Here is an 18582-nt window from a genome sequence, read left to right as displayed (position 1 = left end):
GGGGGCAGGGTTCATGCTGGCTGCACCTCCGCGGTTGCCTGGTTGGGAATGGGGCGGATGCCAAACCAGATGGCGTACATGGCCGGCAGGAACACCAGGGTCAGCACGGTACCGGCGAGGGTGCCGCCGATGAGGGTGTAGGCGAGGGTTCCCCAGAACACCGAATGGGTCAGGGGGATGAACGCGAGGATCGCCGCCAGCGCGGTGAGGATCACCGGGCGGGCCCGTTGCACGGTGGCCTCCACCACGGCCTGGAAGGGCTCCAGGCCCGCGTCCTGGTTATGGCGGATCTGCCCAATGAGGATGAGCGTGTTGCGCATGAGGATGCCCGACAGGGCGATCAACCCCACCAGCGCATTGATGCCGAACGGCTGGTGGAACAGCAGCAACGTGGGCACCACGCCGATCAGGCCCAGGGGGCTGGTGAGGAACACCATCACCATCGCCGAGATCGAGCGCACCTGCAGGATGATGATGACCAGGGTGGCCGCCAGCATGATCGGGAACAGCGGCAGCATGGCCTTGCTGGCCTTGCCCGACTCCTCGATGGAGCCCGCCTGTTCGATGCGGTAGCCGCTGGGCAGCCTGTCAATGATGGGCTGCAACTGCTTGCTGATGGCGGTCGAGACATCCGGTGGCTGCAGCCCTTCGGCGATGTCGCCGCGCACGGTGAGGGTGGGCACGCGGTCGCGCCAGCGCATGATCGGCTCCTCCATGCGCACCTGCACCTCGCCCACCTGCGACAGCGGGATGCGCTGCCCGTTGGCCCCGGCCAGGGTGAAGTCCAGCATCCGGGCCGGGTCGAGGCGGATGTCCCCGGCGGCGCGGGCCATGACCTGCACGGTGCGGATGTCCTCGCGCACGGCGGTCACGGGCACACCGCTGAGCAGGAACTGCAGTTGCTGGGCGACCGCGCTGGAGGTGAGCCCTACGGCCTGCAGGCGGTCCTGTTGCAGGGTGAAATGCAGGGTCGGCACCCGGGTTCCCCAGTCGCTGTTGACGGTGCGCATCAGCGGGCTGGCGTCCATCACTGCCTGCACCTCGCCGGCGATCCGCCGCAGGGTGTCCGGCTCCGGGCCGCTGACCCGGTAGGCCACCGGGAAGGGGGAGTAGGGGCCGAACACCAGTTGGGTGACGCGGACCCGTGCCTCGCTGGCCAGACCCTCGGCTATCGCTTGGCGCAGCCGGTGCTTGAGCGCCTCGCGTTCGTCCTGGTTGTCGGTACGGATCACGATCTTGGCGAAGGACGGGTCAGGCAGCTCCGGGCCCATGGCCATGAAGAAGCGCGGGGCGCCCTGGCCGACATAGGCGGTGACGATGCGCGCCTCCTTCTGCTGGGCCAGCCAGGCCTCGACCTTCTCCGTGGCGGCGCTGGTCTGGGCGATGGCGGTGCCGTAGGGCATCTGCACCTCCACCAGCACTTCCGGGCGGTCGGAGATGGGGAAGAACTGCTTCTTCACCAGCGCCATGCCGAGGATCGCGATCACGAACAGCCCCACCACCGAGCCGGCAACCAGCCACTTGCCGGCGATGACGCGGCCGAGCAGCGTGCGGAAACGGTTGTAGCGAGGGGTGTCATAGAGGGCTTCGTGGCCGCCTTCGACCTTCTTGAAGTCCGGCAGGAGCTTGACGCCGAAGTAGGGCGTGAAGACCACGGCCACCAGCCAGGAGGCGACCAGTGCGATCCCCACGATCCAGAACATGTTGCTGGTGTACTCGCCGGCGGTGGAGCGGGCAAAACCGTTGGGCATGAAGCCGACGGCGGTGACCAGGGTGCCGGAAAGCATCGGCGCGGCGGTGTGGCTCCAGGCATAGGCCGAGGCCTGGATGCGGCTGTAGCCTTCCTCCATCTTCACCACCATCATCTCGATGGCGATGATGGCGTCGTCCACCAGCAGGCCCAGGGCGAGGATCAGCGAGCCCAGGGTGATGCGGTCGAAGTTCTTGCCGGTGGCGGCCATCACCACGAACACCAGGGCCAGCGTCAGCGGTACGGCGACCGCCACCACCACGCCCACGCGCCAGCCCATGCTGAGGAAGCTCACCAGCATCACCACCAGCAGGGCGACGAAGAACTTGATCATGAACTCGTCGACCGAGGCGCTGATGTTGACGGCCTGGTCGGTGACCTTGCTCAGGCTCATGCCCAGGGGCAGCTGGGCGTTGATGGCGCCCACTTCGTCGTTCAGTGCCTTGCCCAGGTCGAGGCCGTTCCAGCCTTCGCGCATGACGATGCCCAGCAGCAGGGCCGGTTCGCCACCGTTGCGGATGAGGAAGGTGGCCGGGTCTTCATAGCCGCGCCGGACCGTGGCCACGTCGGACAGCTTGAGGGTGCGCCCCTGGGCGATCACCGGAGTGTCGCGGATTTTCTGCAGCTCATTGAAGGCGCCGTCGAGGCGCAGGAACACTTCCGGCCCACGGGTCTCCACGGAGCCTGCCGGGGTCAGCGCGTTCTGGCCGTTCAGCGCAGCGAACACCTCCTGCGGGCCGATGCCAAGGGTGGCCAGGCGTTCATGTGAAAACTCGACGTAGATGCGCTCGGCCTGCTCGCCGATGATGTTGACCTTCTTCACCCCGGGCACGTGCAGCAACCGCTGACGCAGGGTCTCGGCGTCACGCACCAGCAGGCGCTGCGGTTCGCCCCTGGCCTTGAGGGCATAGAGGGCGAAGGTCACGTCGGAGTACTCGTCGTTGACCAGCGGACCGATCACCCCCGCCGGCAGCAGCTTGGCTTCGTCGCTGATCTTCTTGCGGGCCTGGTAGAACGCCTCCGGCACCTCCGATGGCGGCGTCGTGTCCAGCAGCGTAAGCGTGGTGAACGCCAGACCGGGGCGGGTGTAGGTCTCGCTACGGTCGTACCAGCGCAGTTCCTGGAGGCGTTTTTCCAGCTTCTCGGCGACCTGGTCCTGCATTTCCTGGGCGGTGGCGCCGGGCCAGGCGGTGACGATGGTCATGACCTTGACGGTGAAAGCCGGGTCTTCCGCCCGCCCAAGCTTGAAGAAGGCCACGATCCCGGCCAGGGAGATCAGGCAGACCATGAACAGCGTGACGGCGCGCTCGCGCACGGCCAGCGCGGAAAGGTTGAAGCGGCCCTCGCTCATGGACGCACTTCCTCGACGGCGGCGACGGCATGGGCGTCTGCCGTGCGGACCGGCTGCCCCTCGTGCAGCAGGTGGGCGCCCAGGGCAACGATCGGCTCGCCCGGTTGCAGGCTCCCAGCGATGCGCACCTGCTCGGCGCCCAGGTGGTGGACTGCGACCGGGCGCCAGGCCACACGCGCCGGCTCACCCTGGATGACCCACACGCCAGGGCCGTTGCCGGCGTCGTACAGGGCGCCGACAGGAATCTGCTGTTCGCCGGCCGCGCCGGGCTGCCCATCCGCCACCTGCACGGTGATGGTGGTCCCCAGCGGGGCATTGGCCAGTTCGCCCTCCAGCACGTAGCGCGCTTCGAAGGTGCGCGTCAGACGATCCGCCACGTCGGAGAGCTGGCGCAGGCGGGTCGCGACGCGGAGATCGCTTTTCCCGAACAGCGATGCCTGGGCAGTGGAACCCACCGCCGGGCGCAAGGTTTCCGGTAGCTGCACCACCGCCTCCCGGGGGCCGGCATGGGCGACACGGACCACCACCTGGCCGGCATTCACCACCTGGCCGGGCTCGGCGACCGTCTCCATGACGATGCCATCGGCGTCTGCGGTCAGTTCGGCGTAGCGGGTGGCGTTGCGTGCCACCTCGGCCTGCGCCTGCGCTGCACTGAGCTGCGCCAGGGCGGTGTCCGCGGCGGCCTTGTACTGGTCGTAGGCCGATGCCGAGACGGCACCGGTTCCTCGCAGCTTGCGGTAGCGGGCCTCATCCTCGCGCGCCTGCCTGGCCCGCGCCTGGGCAGCGGTAACGGCTTCACGCTGGGCGTTGGCCGCCAGCTTCAGGTCTGCCGGGTCGAGGCGCAGCAGCACCTGGCCGCGTTTCACGGCCTGGCCGGTGTCGACCAGGCGCTCCAGTACCTTGCCGGAGACGCGGAAGCCCAGGTCGCTCTGTACCCGGGCGGCGACGATACCGGTGAAGGCGCGTGTCGCCGCGTCCGCCGACTGGGGGAAGGTGGTGCGGACCAGCGGCGCTTCAGTACGCGGATCGTGTGCCGGCGGCTCGCCGCAGGCGACCAGCGCCATTGGCACGACACCGACCAGGAGGAGGGAAGAAAAGCTGTGCCGAAGCATGAGGCACCCATTGCGAAGTCATAGGGAGCCTCACTTTGATTCTTGTGACCAAATTAGTCAATGGTCACTATTCAGGGTGACAGGCTGCGCAACACCAGGCTGGAGAGCAGGAGGGGGGCTTCGTCGGTGTAGTCCAGCCCATGCTGGAGCAGCAGCGGGTTGAGGTACGGCCGCAGGACCATGTGGATCGCCTTCACGGTCTCGTCCAGCGGCGTCTTGCGTTCGAAGTCGCCGCTCTCCCGGCCCTGCTGCAGGATGTCCCGGAGCAGCTCGAGGATGCGCCCTTCGTAGGCGCGGGCGGCCGGCCAGCGTTCCGTGGCGGCGGAGGCGGCGATCTCGTAGAGCTTGCGGTCCTGGAAGAACAGGCGCAGACCGGACTCGACGATGGCCTTGAACATCCGCCGCAGCTTCTCCGGCGGGTGCTCGGCCTCGGCGACGGCGGCACGGACCTCCGTCTCGATCTGGCGCAGGCAGTTCGAGCAGATCATCTCGCCGATGGCCTGCTTGGACTCGAAGAACTTGTAGATGTAGGCCTTGGAGAAGCCGATGGCCTTGGCCAGGTCCGAGACCGTGGTCTTCTCGAAGCCGTAGAGGCTGAAGTGTTCGGTGGCGGCAGCCACGATCTGGTCACGGACCTCATGGTCCACCGGCCCGCGGGCCGTTCGGGAGGGGGGTGTCGTATTCATGGGCGCATAGCCTACAGAGCGAAAGGACCGGGAACAACGAGTGACCAATATGTCACGGGGTCACATAAAGCGCCGCTGTTCCCAGTGGGGGCGCCCGGCCGACAGCTCAGGGTGTGATGGCAATCGCGATGACCTGGCCCACTGCGGCCTATGCCATCAGCGGTTGCGCCCCAGCGCCTCGTGGCTGCTGACCCAGTCGCCGGCCAGGATCGCGGAGGTCAGGGACACATCGCCGGCCAGCACCACGGCTGCGATGATCTCCGCCAGCTTGTCCGCCTTGCCGGCCCCGTGGCAGCCCAGCAGCTCCAGGCATTCCCGCTGGGTCGGCAGGTTGGTGCCGCCGCCATGGGTGGCGCAGATCACCGCGGGCAAGGTCACCGACCAGTAGTAGTCGCCGTTCTCCAGCAGTTGCCCGTAGGTGATGCCGCCGTGGGATTCGGCCACGTTGGCCGCGTCCTGCCCGGTGGCGATGTACATCGCCGCCAGCCCGTTGGCCGAGTGCGCGCCGCTGTACGCGGAGCCGGCCTGGAAGGCGCCCACGGCGGCGATCTGCCGGTAGCGGTAGAGGTTGGCGGGGTCGACGCGCAGCAGCTCGTGGGCCACCTCGCGCTTGAGGGTGAACTCGGCGATCACCCGCTTGCCCCGGGTCTGGATCATGTTCATGGCCGAGTGCTTCTTGTCGGTGTCGATGGCGCCGGAAAGGATGTAGCGCGGCTGCAACGGGTGGTTGGCCTTGATCCATTCGCAGGCCGCGTAGGTGGCCTTGCTGGTCATGTTCTGCCCGGCGGCATCGCCGGTGGTGTAGCAGAAACGGGTGTAGAGCATGTTGGCCACCGGGTACTGCTCGATCTCGAACAGCTTGCCGCTGCGGGTGGTGGTTTCGCTGGCCGCCTTGATCGCCTCGAACTCGCGCACCAGCCAGGCGCCGAACTCGCGGGCCTGCAGCGCGTCCTCGAAGAAGAACACCGGTGCCCGCTGCATGGAGTGCTTGACCACCGTGGTCTTCACCCCGCCGGAGGCACTGATGGCGCGCATGCCCCGGCTGTAGCTGGCCAGCAGCGTGCCTTCGGTGGTGGCCATGGGGATGTAGAAATCGCCGCGCGCGTGCTCGCCCTCGATGCGCAGCGGGCCGGCCAGCCCCAGGGGCATCTGCACCACGCCGATGAAGTTCTCGATATTGCCGCGGGTGACAGCCGGGTCGATGGCGTACTGGCCGACCGTGTCCAGCGCGGCACCGGTCTGCTCCTTGATGAAGTCACGGCGCAGGCTGGCCTGCTCGCGGGTGTAGTCGTTCTCGGGGTTGCGGGGAATGGGGGCGCCTCTGGACATCGTGCTCTCCTGCGGTCGAGTGGTTCAGCCTAGGTGAAGATCCATGACCCCGAGTGTGCCCAAGGACAGGGGAGGCGACATGACCGACCACGCCAATCGGATGATCCAACGCGTCAATTTTGAGCGCCCAACCGGATGCAGGGCTTAGGGTGAGCCGCGCTTCATCGGTCCACCTTGCGTGCTTGCCAGCCGCTGCGCCGGGTGGATGAAAAGAGCGTTATTCACCCTGTATGTGCTGCGACACCCGGAGAGGACAGACACCTTTGAAGGCGTTGGTCTGTACCACCCGAACTGCAGGGTGCGTACTGGCAAGTCGATCTCAGCCATCGCTCTATCTTGGTCCTGTTCAGTCGGTAGAGCCTGTCAAGCAAAAGCTGGCCTAGACCAAAAACATGGCGTTGAAACGTGACGGGGTTTGCATGAATGGGTATTGCAAGACGCGCTGAAACCAAAGCGTCTTTTTCCGTTACTAGCGTCGCCTGAGTTCGAACATCTCGCTGCCAGCGTCATGGAAGCGCTCAGCAGCCTTTTGCCACTCATACGACCTGGTGAGTTCCCCCGATGATTTCTAAAAGCAGAAGAAGCTTCATCCAGCTGGCGGCCGGCACGGTCGGTGCCACCGTCGCCAGCAGCCTGCTGCCGTCCAGCATCCAGGCGGCGCTGGCGATCCCCGCGCACCGCCGCCACGGCAACCTCAAGGACGTCGAGCATGTGGTGATCCTGATGCAGGAGAACCGCTCGTTCGACCATTACTTCGGCACCCTCAAGGGTGTGCGCGGCTTCGGCGACCGCGTGCCGATCCCGCTGCCCGACGGCCAGCGCGTGTGGCACCAGAAGGGCAGTAAGGGCGAGGTCCTGCCGTACCACTTCGACACCCGCACCACCAGCGCCCAGCGCGTTGACGGCACCCCGCACACCTGGCCCGACGCCCAGCAGGCGTGGAACGAGGGGCGCATGGACAAGTGGCTGCCGGCCAAGACCGAGCGCTCCCTGGGCTACTACAAGGAGCAGGACATCGCCTTCCAGTTCGCCCTGGCCAACGCCTTCACGGTCTGCGACGCGTACCACTGCTCGTTCCAGGGCGGCACCAACCCCAACCGCCTGTTCCTCTGGACCGGCACCAACGACCCGCTCGGCCAGCACGGCGGCCCGGTGACCACCAACGACCACGACAGCGAAGGCCCGGTGGAAGAGGGCTACACCTGGACCACCTACCCGGAACGGCTGCAGGCCGCCGGCGTCAGTTGGCGCGTGTACCAGGACATGGCGGACAACTTCTCCGACAACCCGCTGATCGGCTTCCGCCAGTACCGCGCGGCCGGGCCGGACTCGCCGCTGATCGTCAACGGCCTGAGCACCTGGAAGCTGGATGCGCTGAAGCGCGACGTGCTGGCCAATACGCTGCCGCAGGTGTCCTGGATCGTGGCGCCGGCCAAGTATTCCGAGCACCCCGGCCCGTCGAGCCCGATCTGGGGCGCCGAATACACTGCCTGGGTGCTGGACGCGCTGACCGCCAACCCCGAGGTGTGGAGCAAGACCGCGCTGCTGGTGATGTTCGACGAGAACGATGGCTTCTTTGACCACATGGCGCCCCCTGCCGCGCCGGGCCTGAACGCCGACGGCACGCTGCACGGCAAGACCACCGCCGACGCCACCCTCGAATGGCACACCCTGGGCGACACCCGCTACCGCAGCCAGCCCTACGGCCTCGGCCCGCGCGTGCCCATGTACGTGATCTCGCCCTGGAGCAAGGGCGGCTGGGTCAACTCCCAGGTGTTCGACCACACCTCGGTGATCCGCTTCCTCGAACAGCGCTTCGGCGTGATGGAGCCCAACATCAGTCCCTGGCGCCGTGCGGTGTGTGGCGACCTGACCTCGGCCTTCGACTTCAGCCACCCCGACAACGGGGCACTCCCGGGGTTGCCGGACACCAGCCAGGCCGACGCCATCGTCGCCAGCCAGGTGAAGCTGCCCAAGCCGAAGCCGCCAGCGGTGGCCGCCATGCCCAAGCAGGAGATGGGCCTGCGCCGTGCGCGCCCCTTGCCTTACGATCTGGCCGTACACGCGCGCTACCGCGTCCGCGAGGAAGCCCTGAGCCTGACCTTCGCCAACACCGGCAAGGCCGGCGCGGTGTTCCAGGTCTATGACCTGCTGGACAGCGTCCGCGCGCCGAAACGCTACACGGTCGGTGCCCACCGGCGCCTGCATGACCGCTTCACGGGGGACGCCAGCGGCGACTACCACCTGGAAGTACACGGCCCCAACGGCTTCCTGCGGGTGTTCCGTGGCAACCTGCGCGTGGCGGCTGCCGACCGCAGGGCGCCTCAGCCCGAAGTGCGCATCGACCACGACCCGCTGTTCGGCAGGCTGGTGGTGCAACTGGTCAACCGAGGCCTCAAGCCCCTGCGCATGACCGTGAAGGACAACGTGTACTACCGCGGCGAAAGCCAGACCCTGACCGTCGCCCCGGGCCAGCGCCGCGAGGTGCGCTACTCGCTGCGCAGCAGCGGCAACTGGTACGACTTCAGCGTCAGCGCACAGGGCGTTGACGGCTTCCTGCGGCGCTTCAGCGGCCACCTGGAAGACGGCCGCCCGAGCTTCAGTGATCCGGGGATGGGGCTGGGTACCTTGACCTTCTGAGGCGTGACCCGGCCCGCGTGGGCGGGCCGGGTCGGGCTGCTGGCAGTGCCCTAAAGCTCCAGCACCAGCTCAGGCGACCAGTCGGTGAGTTCGCCGGGATACCCGCGCGGGTTGCACACCACGCGGGTGGTGCCCGTCCTGTAGTCGCACGCGGTGTGGGAGTGGCCGTGAACCCAGAGGTCCGCGCCCATCTCCAGCAGGTCGTCGTACCGGTTGGCGTAGGCGGCGTCCATGTGGCCGCCCGCGTAGGGGTTGTCTACCAGTGAGCGCAGGGACGGGGCGTGGTGGGTGATCACCACCGTCGGGCCGTCATGTGGCGTGGAGAGTTTCTCCCGCAGCCAGTTGCGCGCCAGCACCGATTCATCCTTGAGGTCGGCGGGCCGGATCCGCCGGAACTCGCCGGTGCGAATCTTCTTGAAGTCGTTCATGCCGTTCTGCGCGGTGAAGGCGGCTATCGCCGGGTTGCCGGATGCGCAGTAGTCGGTCCAGAGGGTGGCGCCGAGAAACCGGGTGCCACCGATCACCACCTCGTCCCTATCCAGAACGCGAATGCGCGCGTCCTGCGCGGCCTTCATCTTTTCCAGGGTCCGCTTCAGGTGGCCACCGTAGTACTCGTGGTTGCCCGGTACGTAGAGCACCTGGCCTGGAAACACCTCCCGTGCCCAATGCACGCCACGGCCCTTGAGGTCGATGTCACCGGCGAGGATCACCACGTCCGCGTCCAGCACCTGGGGCTGGAAGAGGCTGAATTCGTTGTGCAGGTCTGACAGCAGGTGGATACGCATGGTCGCACTGGCGCCTGGGGGAGGGGGTTCAGTTGTTCAGCGGCGCGCCGGTGCGTAGGCCTGAGACGACCCGGGATGCCTGGATGTCCGCCAGGAAACGCTCGGTATCCCGGTTGGAACGCAGGCGCACGACGCGGCAGGTGGAGGGCGCGGTGGCGGCGAGCTGTTCCAGCTTGGCCCGGGCCGATTGCCGGGTGCGCCACATGAAGCCGAAGAACTCGGGGAGGTTGCCCAGTTGCTCCGGGCAGTTCTCCGGCAGGTCGGGGCGGGTGCGGCCCCGCAGGGACAGGGTACGCAGCAGTACGCGCCAGAAACGGAGCGGCGCCGAGCGGTCGATCCAGACCAGCAGGTCGGCCCGGGCGAGCCGGTTGTCCCAGGTTTCGGAGTGGCCGCCTTCGAAGATCCAGCGCTCACGGGCCTCGACTTCGTGGCACAGGCGGCTCTTCTCGTCCCGGGTGCGTTCCACCCAGCCCGGCTGCCAGTGGATGGTGTCGATGTGGGCGACCGGCAAGCCGGTCAGTTCGCCCAGCCTGCGGGCCAGGGTGCTTTTGCCGGACCCGGGTTGGCCGATGATCATCACGCGCTGCATCAAGACTCCTTCTCGCTGTACGTCCTCGACAGGGCGGCAAGGGTAGGGCAATCAGGGCCTGCCTTTCAAAGCCCCGGCAGGACGCGCGCGTGCTAGCCGTCTGGTGCGTTTGCGTTCTCTAGAGCTGTAACCGTTGACCGCAGGCCCTTGAGGGGGCCGTCGACAAAGCGGGCACCGACTTCCACATGCAATTGCCTCAAGCAGCCCATCGGCAAGATACTCCGGGCCCAGCTGCGCACCTGAGCGGGCGTGGGCCCCTGCCGGGGCAGGTTTCTGTCTGATTGAGGAGTTCCGATGTCGATCTGGATCACCGCCTTGCCCGTGCTGGCGGTCGGGCTCGGCGCCCACTACCTGCGCACGGCGGCGCGCAAGCCGGAGCTGGTCTACCAGGCCAACCCGGAGAACCAGGCGCTGATCGCCCAGGTGCCGCGCCTCACCCGGCGCTTCTGGGCGACGCCCTGGCTGTTCAACGGCCACCTGCAACTGCTCGGCCTGGGCCTGAAGAAGGCCTTCGCCCCGCGCCTGGCCTACGACCGGGTCGACACCCTGCGCATGGCCGATGGCGGCACCACGGCGCTGCACTGGCTCGGCGCCGAGGTGCCGGCGGACGTGCCGACCCTGGTGGTGCTGCACACCATCACCGGCTCGCCCCACAGCATGCGCGGCTTCGTGCGGGACCTGCAGCGGCTCACCGGCTGGCGCGTGGTGTTCTGCGAGCGCCGTGGCCACGGCCGGCTGCCGCTGACCAGCCCGCGCTTCAACACCATGGGCGACACGGCGGACCTGCGCGAGCAGCTGCGCCTGATCGGCGAGCGCTACCCCCGCTCGCCGCTCTACGCCGCCGGCATTTCCGCCGGTACAGGGCTGCTGATCCGCTACCTGGGCGAGGAGGGCGAGGCGACGCCGTTGCGCGGCGCCTTCGCCTACTGCCCGGGCTACGACATCCGCGTGGCCTTCGCCCGTTCGCGCGCGCCCTACACCCGCCTGATGGCGCGCAAGCTGGTTCGCCAGTTCGTCACCCCCAACCGCGACGCGCTGGCGCACCTGCCCAGCCTGGCCGTCCTGGAAGGCGCGCAGAGCCTGGATGAATTCCACCGGCACCTGTACGAGTGCGCGGGCTACCCCAGCCAGCAGGCCTACCTGGAGAGCTGCAACCCGATCACCGTGATGGAGGCGGTGAGCATCCCGCTGCTGGTGCTCAACGCCGAGGATGATCCGGTGTGCGTGGTGGGCAACGTGCGCGACCACCAGCACGCCATGGCACGCATGCCCAGGACCGTGCTGGCGGTCACTCGGCGGGGCAGCCACTGCGCCTACCTCGCCGGGTTCACCGCGCGCTCATGGGCGCATCACCTGGCGGCCGAGTTTCTCCGGGCGGTTCACGAGCGCCCGTCTGCAGAGCGCTAGGGCAGGGCAGCCGCCCGGTGGATCTCAACCGGCGCGGTGCGGCTCGCCAATGGCCGCGAGGCCACCCAGGGCGAAGGTGAGCATGTGCTCAAGCAGGGGTTGCGGCTGGGTGTCGAGGCCGGGCAGGACGGTGGTGCTGAGGGTGTCGTGGGCGATCAGCAGGAACAGGCAGGGCGAGAAGATGTTCAGCGCACTGCGCAGCACCGCCGGGTCGTCCTCCGGCAGGCCCAACAGTTCGCCGATGATGCGGCGTGCGGCGCGGGCCTTGGGGAAGGACTCCATCTTCAGCACGGCCGGCAGCAGCGGGGAAGGGGAGAGCAGCTCCCGCGCCAGCACCTTGGCGGGCCACGCCAGGCGGGGGCTGCCGAGGCTGCCCAGCAATTCGGCGATGAGCCGGCGCAACTTGTCTTGGCCTGACAGCTCGCTGGTGGACAGCGCCTCCAGCGTCTCCAGGCTCATGATCCGCTGGTGGGCTTCCAGCAGCACGGCGGTGTAGAGGCCGTCCTTGCCCTCGAAGTGGTAGTTCACCGCAGCCGCGTTGGCCTGGGAGCGGGCGCAGATCTCCTTGCTGGTGGTATTGGCGAAGCCGCGTTCAGCGAAAACCTGCCCGGCGATCTCGAGTATCTGCTGGCGTGTAGCCTGGCCGTCCTGGCGAGAGGCGCGACCGGCGGGCTGCTGCTCTGTAGCTGTCATGGAACCGACTCTGAGTGGCTTAGTTTAAATTCAAATTTGACTTTGTTTTTGACCTGTCCTAGCGTCTCAGGGGCCGACACCTTCCCGCAGGGAGGTGAGATATGTGATCCGTCCGCGCCTGATCCCCATCGCAACCAACGATGCAGGTTACTTCAATGCAAACACGCGTGATGGTGCCATTCAGTTATTTTTCCCTGCCGATGCAGAAGCAGTTCCTGCGCAACCGCGAAGCGATTCGCGGCAAGCCTTACGCGCGCTTCTTCAGCGGCGACATGCAGGTCCCGTTGTCTGCCGTGCAGCTGTTGCAGCGCGGACCGTTGCCCCTTGAGCAGACCCTGACGCCGTCGGTGGACGACATCAATCGCCTGCTCGATCCCGACTACCGCAGTGCGGAAGCCGGGTACGCACTGTTGAGCGGGCCGATGGCCTATGTCCAGAGCCGGAAGTTCTTTCCGGGCTGTAGCGCACGCATGTTCGAGTGGTGGTTCCTCTGGCACCCGCTGGAAGCCGAGCGCTACATGCTCTGGTTTCCCTATGCGCACGTGAAGAATCCCTGCCTGAACGCCCACAAGCTCTGCGACGACGGCTGCTGCTTCACCGAGCGGCTCTACGGCAACAGCTTCTGCGCCACGGAGTACGTCGGCTCGCGCCTGATGGACCTGAAGATTGACTTCCGCGAACCGTCGGAACTGGGCCTGGACCCGGCGCTGTACCGCGAGGCGAAGATCGATGGCAGCGTGAGTGCACTGATGAGCCTGGCTCAGGAGCCGGACGTGCCGGTGTCGCTGATGGTCCACCTGTTCAAGGAAACGGAGGGGGGGATGTGGCTGACCAGCCGTTACTGGGTCGGTGCGCACCCGTCGATGGCGCGGTTCCCCGGTGCTGAACGGGCGGAGGGCTTGTTGGCGGGGCTGGGGCTGAATGCTGCCGGGCTGGAGGAGCTGGCATTCGAGTTCGCGGTGCACGACCTGTGCGAGTTCAATCACCTGGCGAGTTTCCTGCCGGAACTCTACCGCGAGTTTTCAGGCCAACCGGCCTGATCCTGGACGACCCGCGCTCCCTGCGGGTCTTTGTCTTGCTGGTCAGGCGGTGGGGGAGGCGCAGACACCGCTGGTCAGCATGTTGATGAAGTCATCGATGTCCTCTTCGGCCCGCAACTGGTCGGTGAGCAGGCGGTACCAGCAGAACCCGAAGATCATGTCGAGCAGCAGGTCCTGGTTGATGTCCTTCGGCAATTCACCGCGATTCACGGCATTTTCCACCAGGCGCTTGGGCACTTCCCGGCGCCGCTCCATGAACTGATCCTTGAGTTCCTCCAGCGTTTCCGGGTCCAACTGGGCCTCGGCGATGACGCTCCGAAAGGCCAGGCCGCAAATGGTCTCCCGCCAGATCTTCCAGAGATTGTGCAGAAGAAATGAGAGATCTTCGCGGAACGAGCCAAGTTCCGGGAAGATGCGGATCTGCTCGCTTTCCTTCTCGTACACCTCGGCAATCAGCGCTGCCTTGTTCCGCCACCAGCGGTAGATCGTCGGTTTGCTGGCGCTTGCCCGTCTTGCGACGGACTCGATGCTCAACCCGGCATAACCGCTTTCCATCAGGATCTCGGTCGTCGACTTGAGGATGGCTTTGTGCGCATGCGGGCTACGCAGCGAACCGATGGAGCTTCGTGAGCGTGTTCGAGTCAAGGCAAAAGTCCCCATAGAAAATGTGTTGACAAACGAATTCTAAGGTATAGGCTGATTTTACGAAACGATACGGACCGTTTCGTGCAGTGAATTTGTAACAAAACTTCCTCTTGAGATGGGGGGATCAGGTCGGCGGTCACATATCACGGCAGAAGTAACCACGGCTACCGATACCTCTCTCTCTTGGGTAAACGAAGTTGAAGTGTTTCATAAAATAGATACGGTACGTTTCGTATTCTAAAAGGAGGTCGATGACGGGAAGGTGATGTTTGCGCAATGCCCTGCACAGCGCCGTTGGCGCTGGCAACGCAAGCACGCCCCATGCGTGAGAGAGCTATCGGTGCCCGTGAAACAACCTGCGGACGTCGCGGACACCCTGTGGCGAGCGGACGACTCGTGCGTTCCCGCCCGGAACTAGAAAGCAGGAGTGCCTTTTTCGATGTGATTTGCGTGCTGCCCATTCCGGACGGCAAGGGATGGCTTGTCTCAATGAAAATGCTCAAGAGGAATACGACCGTGCATAAGACAGGAATTGTCAGTTACGGCTACGGGCTGCCCGTGTGCCGCCTGAAAGTCGAAGAGGTGCTCAGCGTCTGGCGTAACGCCGACCTGAGACTGGTCAGGGATCAGTTAGGGATAACCGAACGTGCCGTGCTCCAGCCGGACGAAGATGTGATCACCCTGGGTGCCCTCGCGGCCCAGCAGGCGGTGGAGCAGGGCGGCATCGCCGAACTCGAAGCCCTTTACCTGGGAACCTGCACCAACCCCTATGAATCCCGCGCCTCGGCGGCGGTGATCCTGGAGATGCTCGGCAGCGGCTACGACGCCTTCTGCGCCGACGTGCAGTTCGCCGGCAAGTCCGGCACCTCGGCCCTGCAGATCGGCCACGCCCTGGTCGCCTCCGGCATGGCCCGCAACGCCCTGGCCATCGGTGCCGACACCATCAACCGCAACACCGCCCCGGGCGACCTCACCGAAGCCTACGCCGGCGCCGGTGCCGCCGCGCTGCTGCTGGGCCGCGACAACCTGATCGCCGAGTTCGACGGCAGCTTCTCCTGCGCCGCCGACGTCGCCGACAACATCCGCCCGCAAGGCGAGCGCTACATCCGCTCCGGCATGGGCCTGGGCTCTGACAAGAACAGCATCGGCCTGGAAGAGCAGACCGCCCGCGCCGTACACGGCCTGTTCAAGAAGCTCGGCACCTCCAGCCATGACTACGACTACGCGGTGTTCCAGCAGAACCTCGTCTCCACCCCCCGCTCGCTGGGCCGCCACCTGGGCTTCGAGCCGCGCCAGATCGAGCCCGGCATCTACGCCGGCAGCGTCGGCGACACCGGTTCGGCCAGCCCGCTGCTGGGGCTGATCAACGTGCTCGACCAGGCACGGCCGGGGCAGAAGATCCTCCTCTCGTCATACGGGTTCGGCGCCGGCAGCGATGCCATCGCGCTGACGGTCACCGACGCCATCCTCGCCTACCAGCAGCGCGCCAAGCCGCTGCGCAAGGTGCTGGAGAACAAGGTGTACGTGGATTACGGCACGTCGATCAAATACGAATTCAAGTATTTGCGCGCCGACTACGCCCTGACCGCCTACCTCTGACCGCCCGTACTGCAAGGAGCACAACCATGACTGCACGTCGCGTTGCAATCGTGTCGGCCGCCCATACGCCGAAACCCGGCAACTCCCGCGTCCGGCAGACCTTCAAGGAAATGATCGTCGAGTCCGCCTACGAGGCCATCCACGCCGCCAAGATGCACCCGCGTGAGATCCAGGGTGTCGCCTACGGCTACCACGGCGAGGGCATTTCCGAATACGGCGGCCTCGGCCCGACCCTGTCCGACGCCCTCGGCATCAGCCCCGCGCCCACCTTCATGAGCACCGCCAACTGCACCAGCAGCTCGGTGTCGTTCCAGATGGCCCACCAGATGGTGGCCTCCGGTGAATACGACATCGTCCTGTGCGGCGGCTTCGAGAAGATGACCGACCACTTCAACTACGCCGAGTACATCGGCTCCAGCACCGAGTGCGAGTACGACTACTTCCTCGGCATCTCCCACACCGACGCCTTCGCCCTGGCCACCGCCGAGTACTTCCACAAGTACGGCTACGCCGGTCGCGAGGCCGACGTGCTCGCCAGCTTCGGCCGGCAGATGCGCATCTACGCCCACAACACCCCCGGCTCCACCCGCTACGGCCACCCCATCCCCAGCCTCGAAGAGCTCAAGCGCACCGAAGCCTGCGGCTCCATGCTCGCCTGGGGCGAGGCCAGCGGCTGCGCCATCCTCGTGGCCGAGCACCTGGCCCACAAGTACACCGACAAACCGGTGTTCGTGCGGGGCTGCGCCTACACCGGCGTGTCGCACTACTACGGCACCCGCTACCACAACCCGACGCTGAAGTACCCGGGCCTGCCCCAGGACGTCGGCATGGCCGTCTCGGCCAACTCCATCGCCTGCGCCGAGATCGCCTACAAGAAGGCCGGCATCACCGCCAAGGACATCGACGTCGCCCAGGTCTACGACCTGCTCGGCGCCGGGCTCATCCAGATGGAATCCATGGGCGTGTGCAAACCCGGCCAGGCCGGCGACTTCGTCCGCGAGGGCGGCATCGCCCTGGACGGCCAACTGCCGTTGAACACCGACGGCGGCAACATCGGACGCGGCCACGCCTCCGGCGCCGACGGCATCCTGCACATCACCGAACTGTTCCGCCAGTTGCGCGGCGAGTCCACCAACCAGGTTCCCGGCGCCCGTATCGCCGTCTCGCAGAACCTGGGGGGTTACGCCGCCCACAACTCGGTGATCGTCCTGGCCAACGACTGAGGAGTGTCGACCATGTCTCTCTACCCCGAACAGATCCACCGGATGACCACCGCCAGCATGCTTCGCGAATGGCGCGAGCACGGCGGCAAGTACCGGCTCGAAGGCAGCCGCTGCGACGAATGCCACGAGATCTTCTTCCCCCGGCGCACCGTCTGCGGCGCCTGCAACTCGCTGAAGGTCAGCGCCTACCGTTGCGAGCGCACCGGCCATATCGAAGTCATGGCCAACGCCGAGAACCCGATCCTCGCGGCCATGGGCTACGGCGAAGTGGTGCCCCGGCACATCGCCATGGTGCGGCTGGACGACGGCCTGGTGATCGCCTCCGAGATCGTCGACGTCGTCGACCCGGCCCAGCTCAAGGTCGGCGCGCGCGTGAAGATGGTGGTGCGCAAGCAGGTGCGTGAAAGCAACCTGGCCTGGCAGTACGCCTACAAGTTCGTACTCGACCACTGAGGCTCTTGCCGCGGGGCCCGGAAGGGCTCCGTGGCAGCTAAAACAAGAACGTCATTTTCCGGCGTGCGGTTTACGCCCTTTTCTCCTGCCGCTGCCCCCCCGGGAAGTGCTGGCCCATGCCAGCGCTGACGGGCTTGGCTGTGCCTGAAGAACGGGTTCTTACCCACTGAATGAACAAATTTTGAACGATCAACGAGGATTCAACATGTCGACTCTTTGCCAACCCCACGTACTGTTCCCGCAACACAAGATCACCCAGCAGCAGATGATCGAGCACCTGGAAAGCCTGCACAGCGACCACCCGCGCATGGCCCTGGCCAAGCGCATGATCCTCAACACCGAGGTCAACGAGCGCCACCTCGTGCTGCCCATCGACGAGCTGGCCATCCACACCGGCTTCACCCACCGCAGCATCGTCTACGAGCGTGCCGCCCGCGAGATGTCCTCCGCCGCCGCCCGCCAGGCGCTGGACAACGCCGGCCTCAAACCCGAGGACGTGCGCATGGTCATCGTCACCTCCTGCACCGGCTTCATGATGCCGTCGCTCACCGCCCACCTGATCAACGACCTCGGCCTGCCGAACTCCACCATCCAGCTGCCCATCGCCCAGCTCGGCTGCGTGGCCGGCGCCGCCGCCATCAACCGCGCCCACGACTTCGCCACCCTGAAGGCCGACAACCACGTGCTGATCGTCTCCCTGGAGTTCTCCTCGCTGTGCTACCAGCCGGACGACACCAAGCTGCACTCCTTCATCTCGGCGGCGCTGTTCGGTGATGCCGTCTCCGCCTGCGTGCTGCGTGCGGACGACGAGGCCAAGGGCTTCCGCATCAAGGCCACCGACTCGTTCTTCCTGCCCAAGAGCGAACACTTCATCAAGTACGACGTAAAGGACACCGGCTTCCACTTCACCCTCGACAAGGCCGTGATGAACTCCATCAAGGACGTCGCCCCGGTCATCGAGCGCCTCAACCAGGCCGGCTACCAGCAGAACTGCGCGCAGAACGACTTCTTCATCTTCCACACCGGCGGCCGCAAGATCCTCGACGAGCTGGTCCGCCACCTGGACTTGCCGTCCGAGCGCGTCTCGCTCTCGCGTACCAGCCTCTCCGAGGCCGGCAACATCGCCAGCGTGGTGGTCTTCGACGTCCTGCGCCGGCAGTTCGACAGCTCCCCCAAACCCGGCAGCAAAGGCCTGCTCGCCGCGTTCGGGCCGGGCTTCACCGCCGAAATGGCACTCGGTGAATGGGCAGCCTGAGCACCCTCGGGCACGGTGGCGCGGG

Annotated in this window: 15 protein-coding genes; 7 read left to right on the top strand and 8 right to left on the bottom strand. The window is 66.3% G+C overall.

Annotated elements, in window-relative coordinates:
* Positions 1–11: 11 nt before the first annotated feature.
* The 4 genes from FBY21_RS05295 to FBY21_RS05280 all read right to left on the bottom strand — a co-directional run bounded on the left by FBY21_RS05295 (position 12) and on the right by FBY21_RS05280 (position 6228).
* Complete coding sequence (locus FBY21_RS05295) at positions 12–3101, bottom strand: efflux RND transporter permease subunit (RefSeq protein WP_142009209.1); 3090 nt, start codon at positions 3099–3101, stop codon at positions 12–14.
* Positions 3098–4213: an efflux RND transporter periplasmic adaptor subunit gene (locus FBY21_RS05290; protein ID WP_142009207.1), complete on the bottom strand. Its 1116-nt coding sequence runs from the start codon at positions 4211–4213 to the stop codon at positions 3098–3100. The genes FBY21_RS05295 and FBY21_RS05290 overlap by 4 nt, the downstream gene beginning before the upstream one ends.
* A 71-nt stretch (positions 4214–4284) precedes the next feature.
* Positions 4285–4899: a TetR/AcrR family transcriptional regulator gene (locus FBY21_RS05285; protein WP_044402931.1), complete on the bottom strand. Its 615-nt coding sequence runs from the start codon at positions 4897–4899 to the stop codon at positions 4285–4287.
* Positions 4900–5055: 156 nt separating this feature from the next.
* On the bottom strand, positions 5056–6228 hold the full coding sequence (locus FBY21_RS05280; protein ID WP_142009205.1) for a hydroxymethylglutaryl-CoA reductase: 1173 nt from the start codon (positions 6226–6228) through the stop codon (positions 5056–5058).
* A gap of 561 nt (positions 6229–6789) precedes the next feature.
* On the opposite strand from FBY21_RS05280, the gene FBY21_RS05275 reads away from it, so the two are divergent.
* A complete protein-coding gene (locus FBY21_RS05275) occupies positions 6790–8868 on the top strand; it encodes a phosphocholine-specific phospholipase C (RefSeq protein WP_142009203.1) in 2079 nt (692 codons plus the stop codon).
* Positions 8869–8918: 50 nt separating this feature from the next.
* Here FBY21_RS05275 and FBY21_RS05270 read toward each other — a convergent pair whose 3' ends face one another.
* Positions 8919–9653, bottom strand: a complete 735-nt coding sequence (locus FBY21_RS05270; RefSeq protein ID WP_142009201.1) for a metallophosphoesterase — start codon at positions 9651–9653, stop codon at positions 8919–8921.
* A 28-nt stretch (positions 9654–9681) separates the two neighbouring features.
* Positions 9682–10242, bottom strand: coding sequence for an AAA family ATPase (locus FBY21_RS05265; protein WP_142009198.1), 561 nt, complete (start codon positions 10240–10242; stop codon positions 9682–9684).
* Between the two features lie 294 nt (positions 10243–10536).
* Between FBY21_RS05265 and FBY21_RS05260 the strand changes: the two genes are divergently transcribed.
* The gene (locus tag FBY21_RS05260) at positions 10537–11649 is read left to right on the top strand and encodes a YheT family hydrolase (protein WP_142009195.1); all 1113 of its coding nucleotides are present in this window, start codon (positions 10537–10539) and stop codon (positions 11647–11649) included.
* 24 nt (positions 11650–11673) lie between these two features.
* Here the strand turns inward: FBY21_RS05260 and FBY21_RS05255 are convergent, their stop codons facing one another.
* The gene (locus tag FBY21_RS05255; protein WP_142009193.1) at positions 11674–12342 is read right to left on the bottom strand and encodes a TetR/AcrR family transcriptional regulator; all 669 of its coding nucleotides are present in this window, start codon (positions 12340–12342) and stop codon (positions 11674–11676) included.
* Positions 12343–12497: 155 nt separating this feature from the next.
* Here FBY21_RS05255 and FBY21_RS05250 point away from each other — a divergent pair, with 155 nt between their 5' ends.
* Positions 12498–13382, top strand: a complete 885-nt coding sequence (locus FBY21_RS05250) for a DAPG hydrolase family protein (RefSeq protein ID WP_142009191.1) — start codon at positions 12498–12500, stop codon at positions 13380–13382.
* Positions 13383–13424: 42 nt separating this feature from the next.
* Here FBY21_RS05250 and FBY21_RS05245 read toward each other — a convergent pair whose 3' ends face one another.
* Positions 13425–14027, bottom strand: a complete 603-nt coding sequence (locus FBY21_RS05245; protein WP_044402906.1) for a TetR/AcrR family transcriptional regulator — start codon at positions 14025–14027, stop codon at positions 13425–13427.
* Positions 14028–14543: 516 nt separating this feature from the next.
* Between FBY21_RS05245 and FBY21_RS05240 the strand changes: the two genes are divergently transcribed.
* From FBY21_RS05240 to FBY21_RS05225, 4 genes are all read left to right on the top strand, one after another.
* Entirely contained in the window at positions 14544–15626 is a 1083-nt protein-coding gene (locus FBY21_RS05240; RefSeq protein WP_174244715.1) for a hydroxymethylglutaryl-CoA synthase, read from the top strand.
* Positions 15627–15652: 26 nt separating this feature from the next.
* Positions 15653–16849 carry a thiolase family protein gene (locus tag FBY21_RS05235; protein ID WP_044402899.1) on the top strand — a complete coding sequence of 399 codons (1197 nt, stop codon included), beginning with the start codon at positions 15653–15655 and terminating at the stop codon, positions 16847–16849.
* A 12-nt stretch (positions 16850–16861) separates the two neighbouring features.
* Positions 16862–17302: a Zn-ribbon domain-containing OB-fold protein gene (locus FBY21_RS05230; RefSeq protein WP_069564212.1), complete on the top strand. Its 441-nt coding sequence runs from the start codon at positions 16862–16864 to the stop codon at positions 17300–17302.
* Positions 17303–17507: 205 nt separating this feature from the next.
* A complete protein-coding gene (locus FBY21_RS05225; RefSeq protein WP_142009188.1) occupies positions 17508–18557 on the top strand; it encodes a type III polyketide synthase in 1050 nt (349 codons plus the stop codon).
* Positions 18558–18582: the final 25 nt, after the last annotated feature.

This window comes from Pseudomonas sp. SLBN-26 (assembly GCF_006715895.1).
In the GTDB taxonomy this organism is placed as follows: Bacteria; Pseudomonadota; Gammaproteobacteria; order Pseudomonadales; family Pseudomonadaceae; genus Metapseudomonas; species Metapseudomonas otitidis.
The sequence above is the reverse complement of the archived record's forward strand: the minus strand, read 5'-3'. Positions and strand labels throughout refer to the sequence as shown.

Excerpts from the sequence above, each read along its gene's own strand:
- FBY21_RS05295 (WP_142009209.1), bottom strand. The coding sequence starts at position 3,101 with ATGAGCGAGGGCCGCTTCAACCTTTCCGCGCTGGCCGTGCGCGAGCGC.
- FBY21_RS05290 (WP_142009207.1), bottom strand. The coding sequence starts at position 4,213 with ATGCTTCGGCACAGCTTTTCTTCCCTCCTCCTGGTCGGTGTCGTGCCA.
- FBY21_RS05285 (WP_044402931.1), bottom strand. The coding sequence starts at position 4,899 with ATGAATACGACACCCCCCTCCCGAACGGCCCGCGGGCCGGTGGACCAT.
- FBY21_RS05280 (WP_142009205.1), bottom strand. The coding sequence starts at position 6,228 with ATGTCCAGAGGCGCCCCCATTCCCCGCAACCCCGAGAACGACTACACC.
- FBY21_RS05275 (WP_142009203.1), top strand. The coding sequence starts at position 6,790 with ATGATTTCTAAAAGCAGAAGAAGCTTCATCCAGCTGGCGGCCGGCACG.
- FBY21_RS05270 (WP_142009201.1), bottom strand. The coding sequence starts at position 9,653 with ATGCGTATCCACCTGCTGTCAGACCTGCACAACGAATTCAGCCTCTTC.
- FBY21_RS05265 (WP_142009198.1), bottom strand. The coding sequence starts at position 10,242 with ATGCAGCGCGTGATGATCATCGGCCAACCCGGGTCCGGCAAAAGCACC.
- FBY21_RS05260 (WP_142009195.1), top strand. The coding sequence starts at position 10,537 with ATGTCGATCTGGATCACCGCCTTGCCCGTGCTGGCGGTCGGGCTCGGC.
- FBY21_RS05255 (WP_142009193.1), bottom strand. The coding sequence starts at position 12,342 with ATGACAGCTACAGAGCAGCAGCCCGCCGGTCGCGCCTCTCGCCAGGAC.
- FBY21_RS05250 (WP_142009191.1), top strand. The coding sequence starts at position 12,498 with ATGCAAACACGCGTGATGGTGCCATTCAGTTATTTTTCCCTGCCGATG.
- FBY21_RS05235 (WP_044402899.1), top strand. The coding sequence starts at position 15,653 with ATGACTGCACGTCGCGTTGCAATCGTGTCGGCCGCCCATACGCCGAAA.
- FBY21_RS05230 (WP_069564212.1), top strand. The coding sequence starts at position 16,862 with ATGTCTCTCTACCCCGAACAGATCCACCGGATGACCACCGCCAGCATG.
- FBY21_RS05225 (WP_142009188.1), top strand. The coding sequence starts at position 17,508 with ATGTCGACTCTTTGCCAACCCCACGTACTGTTCCCGCAACACAAGATC.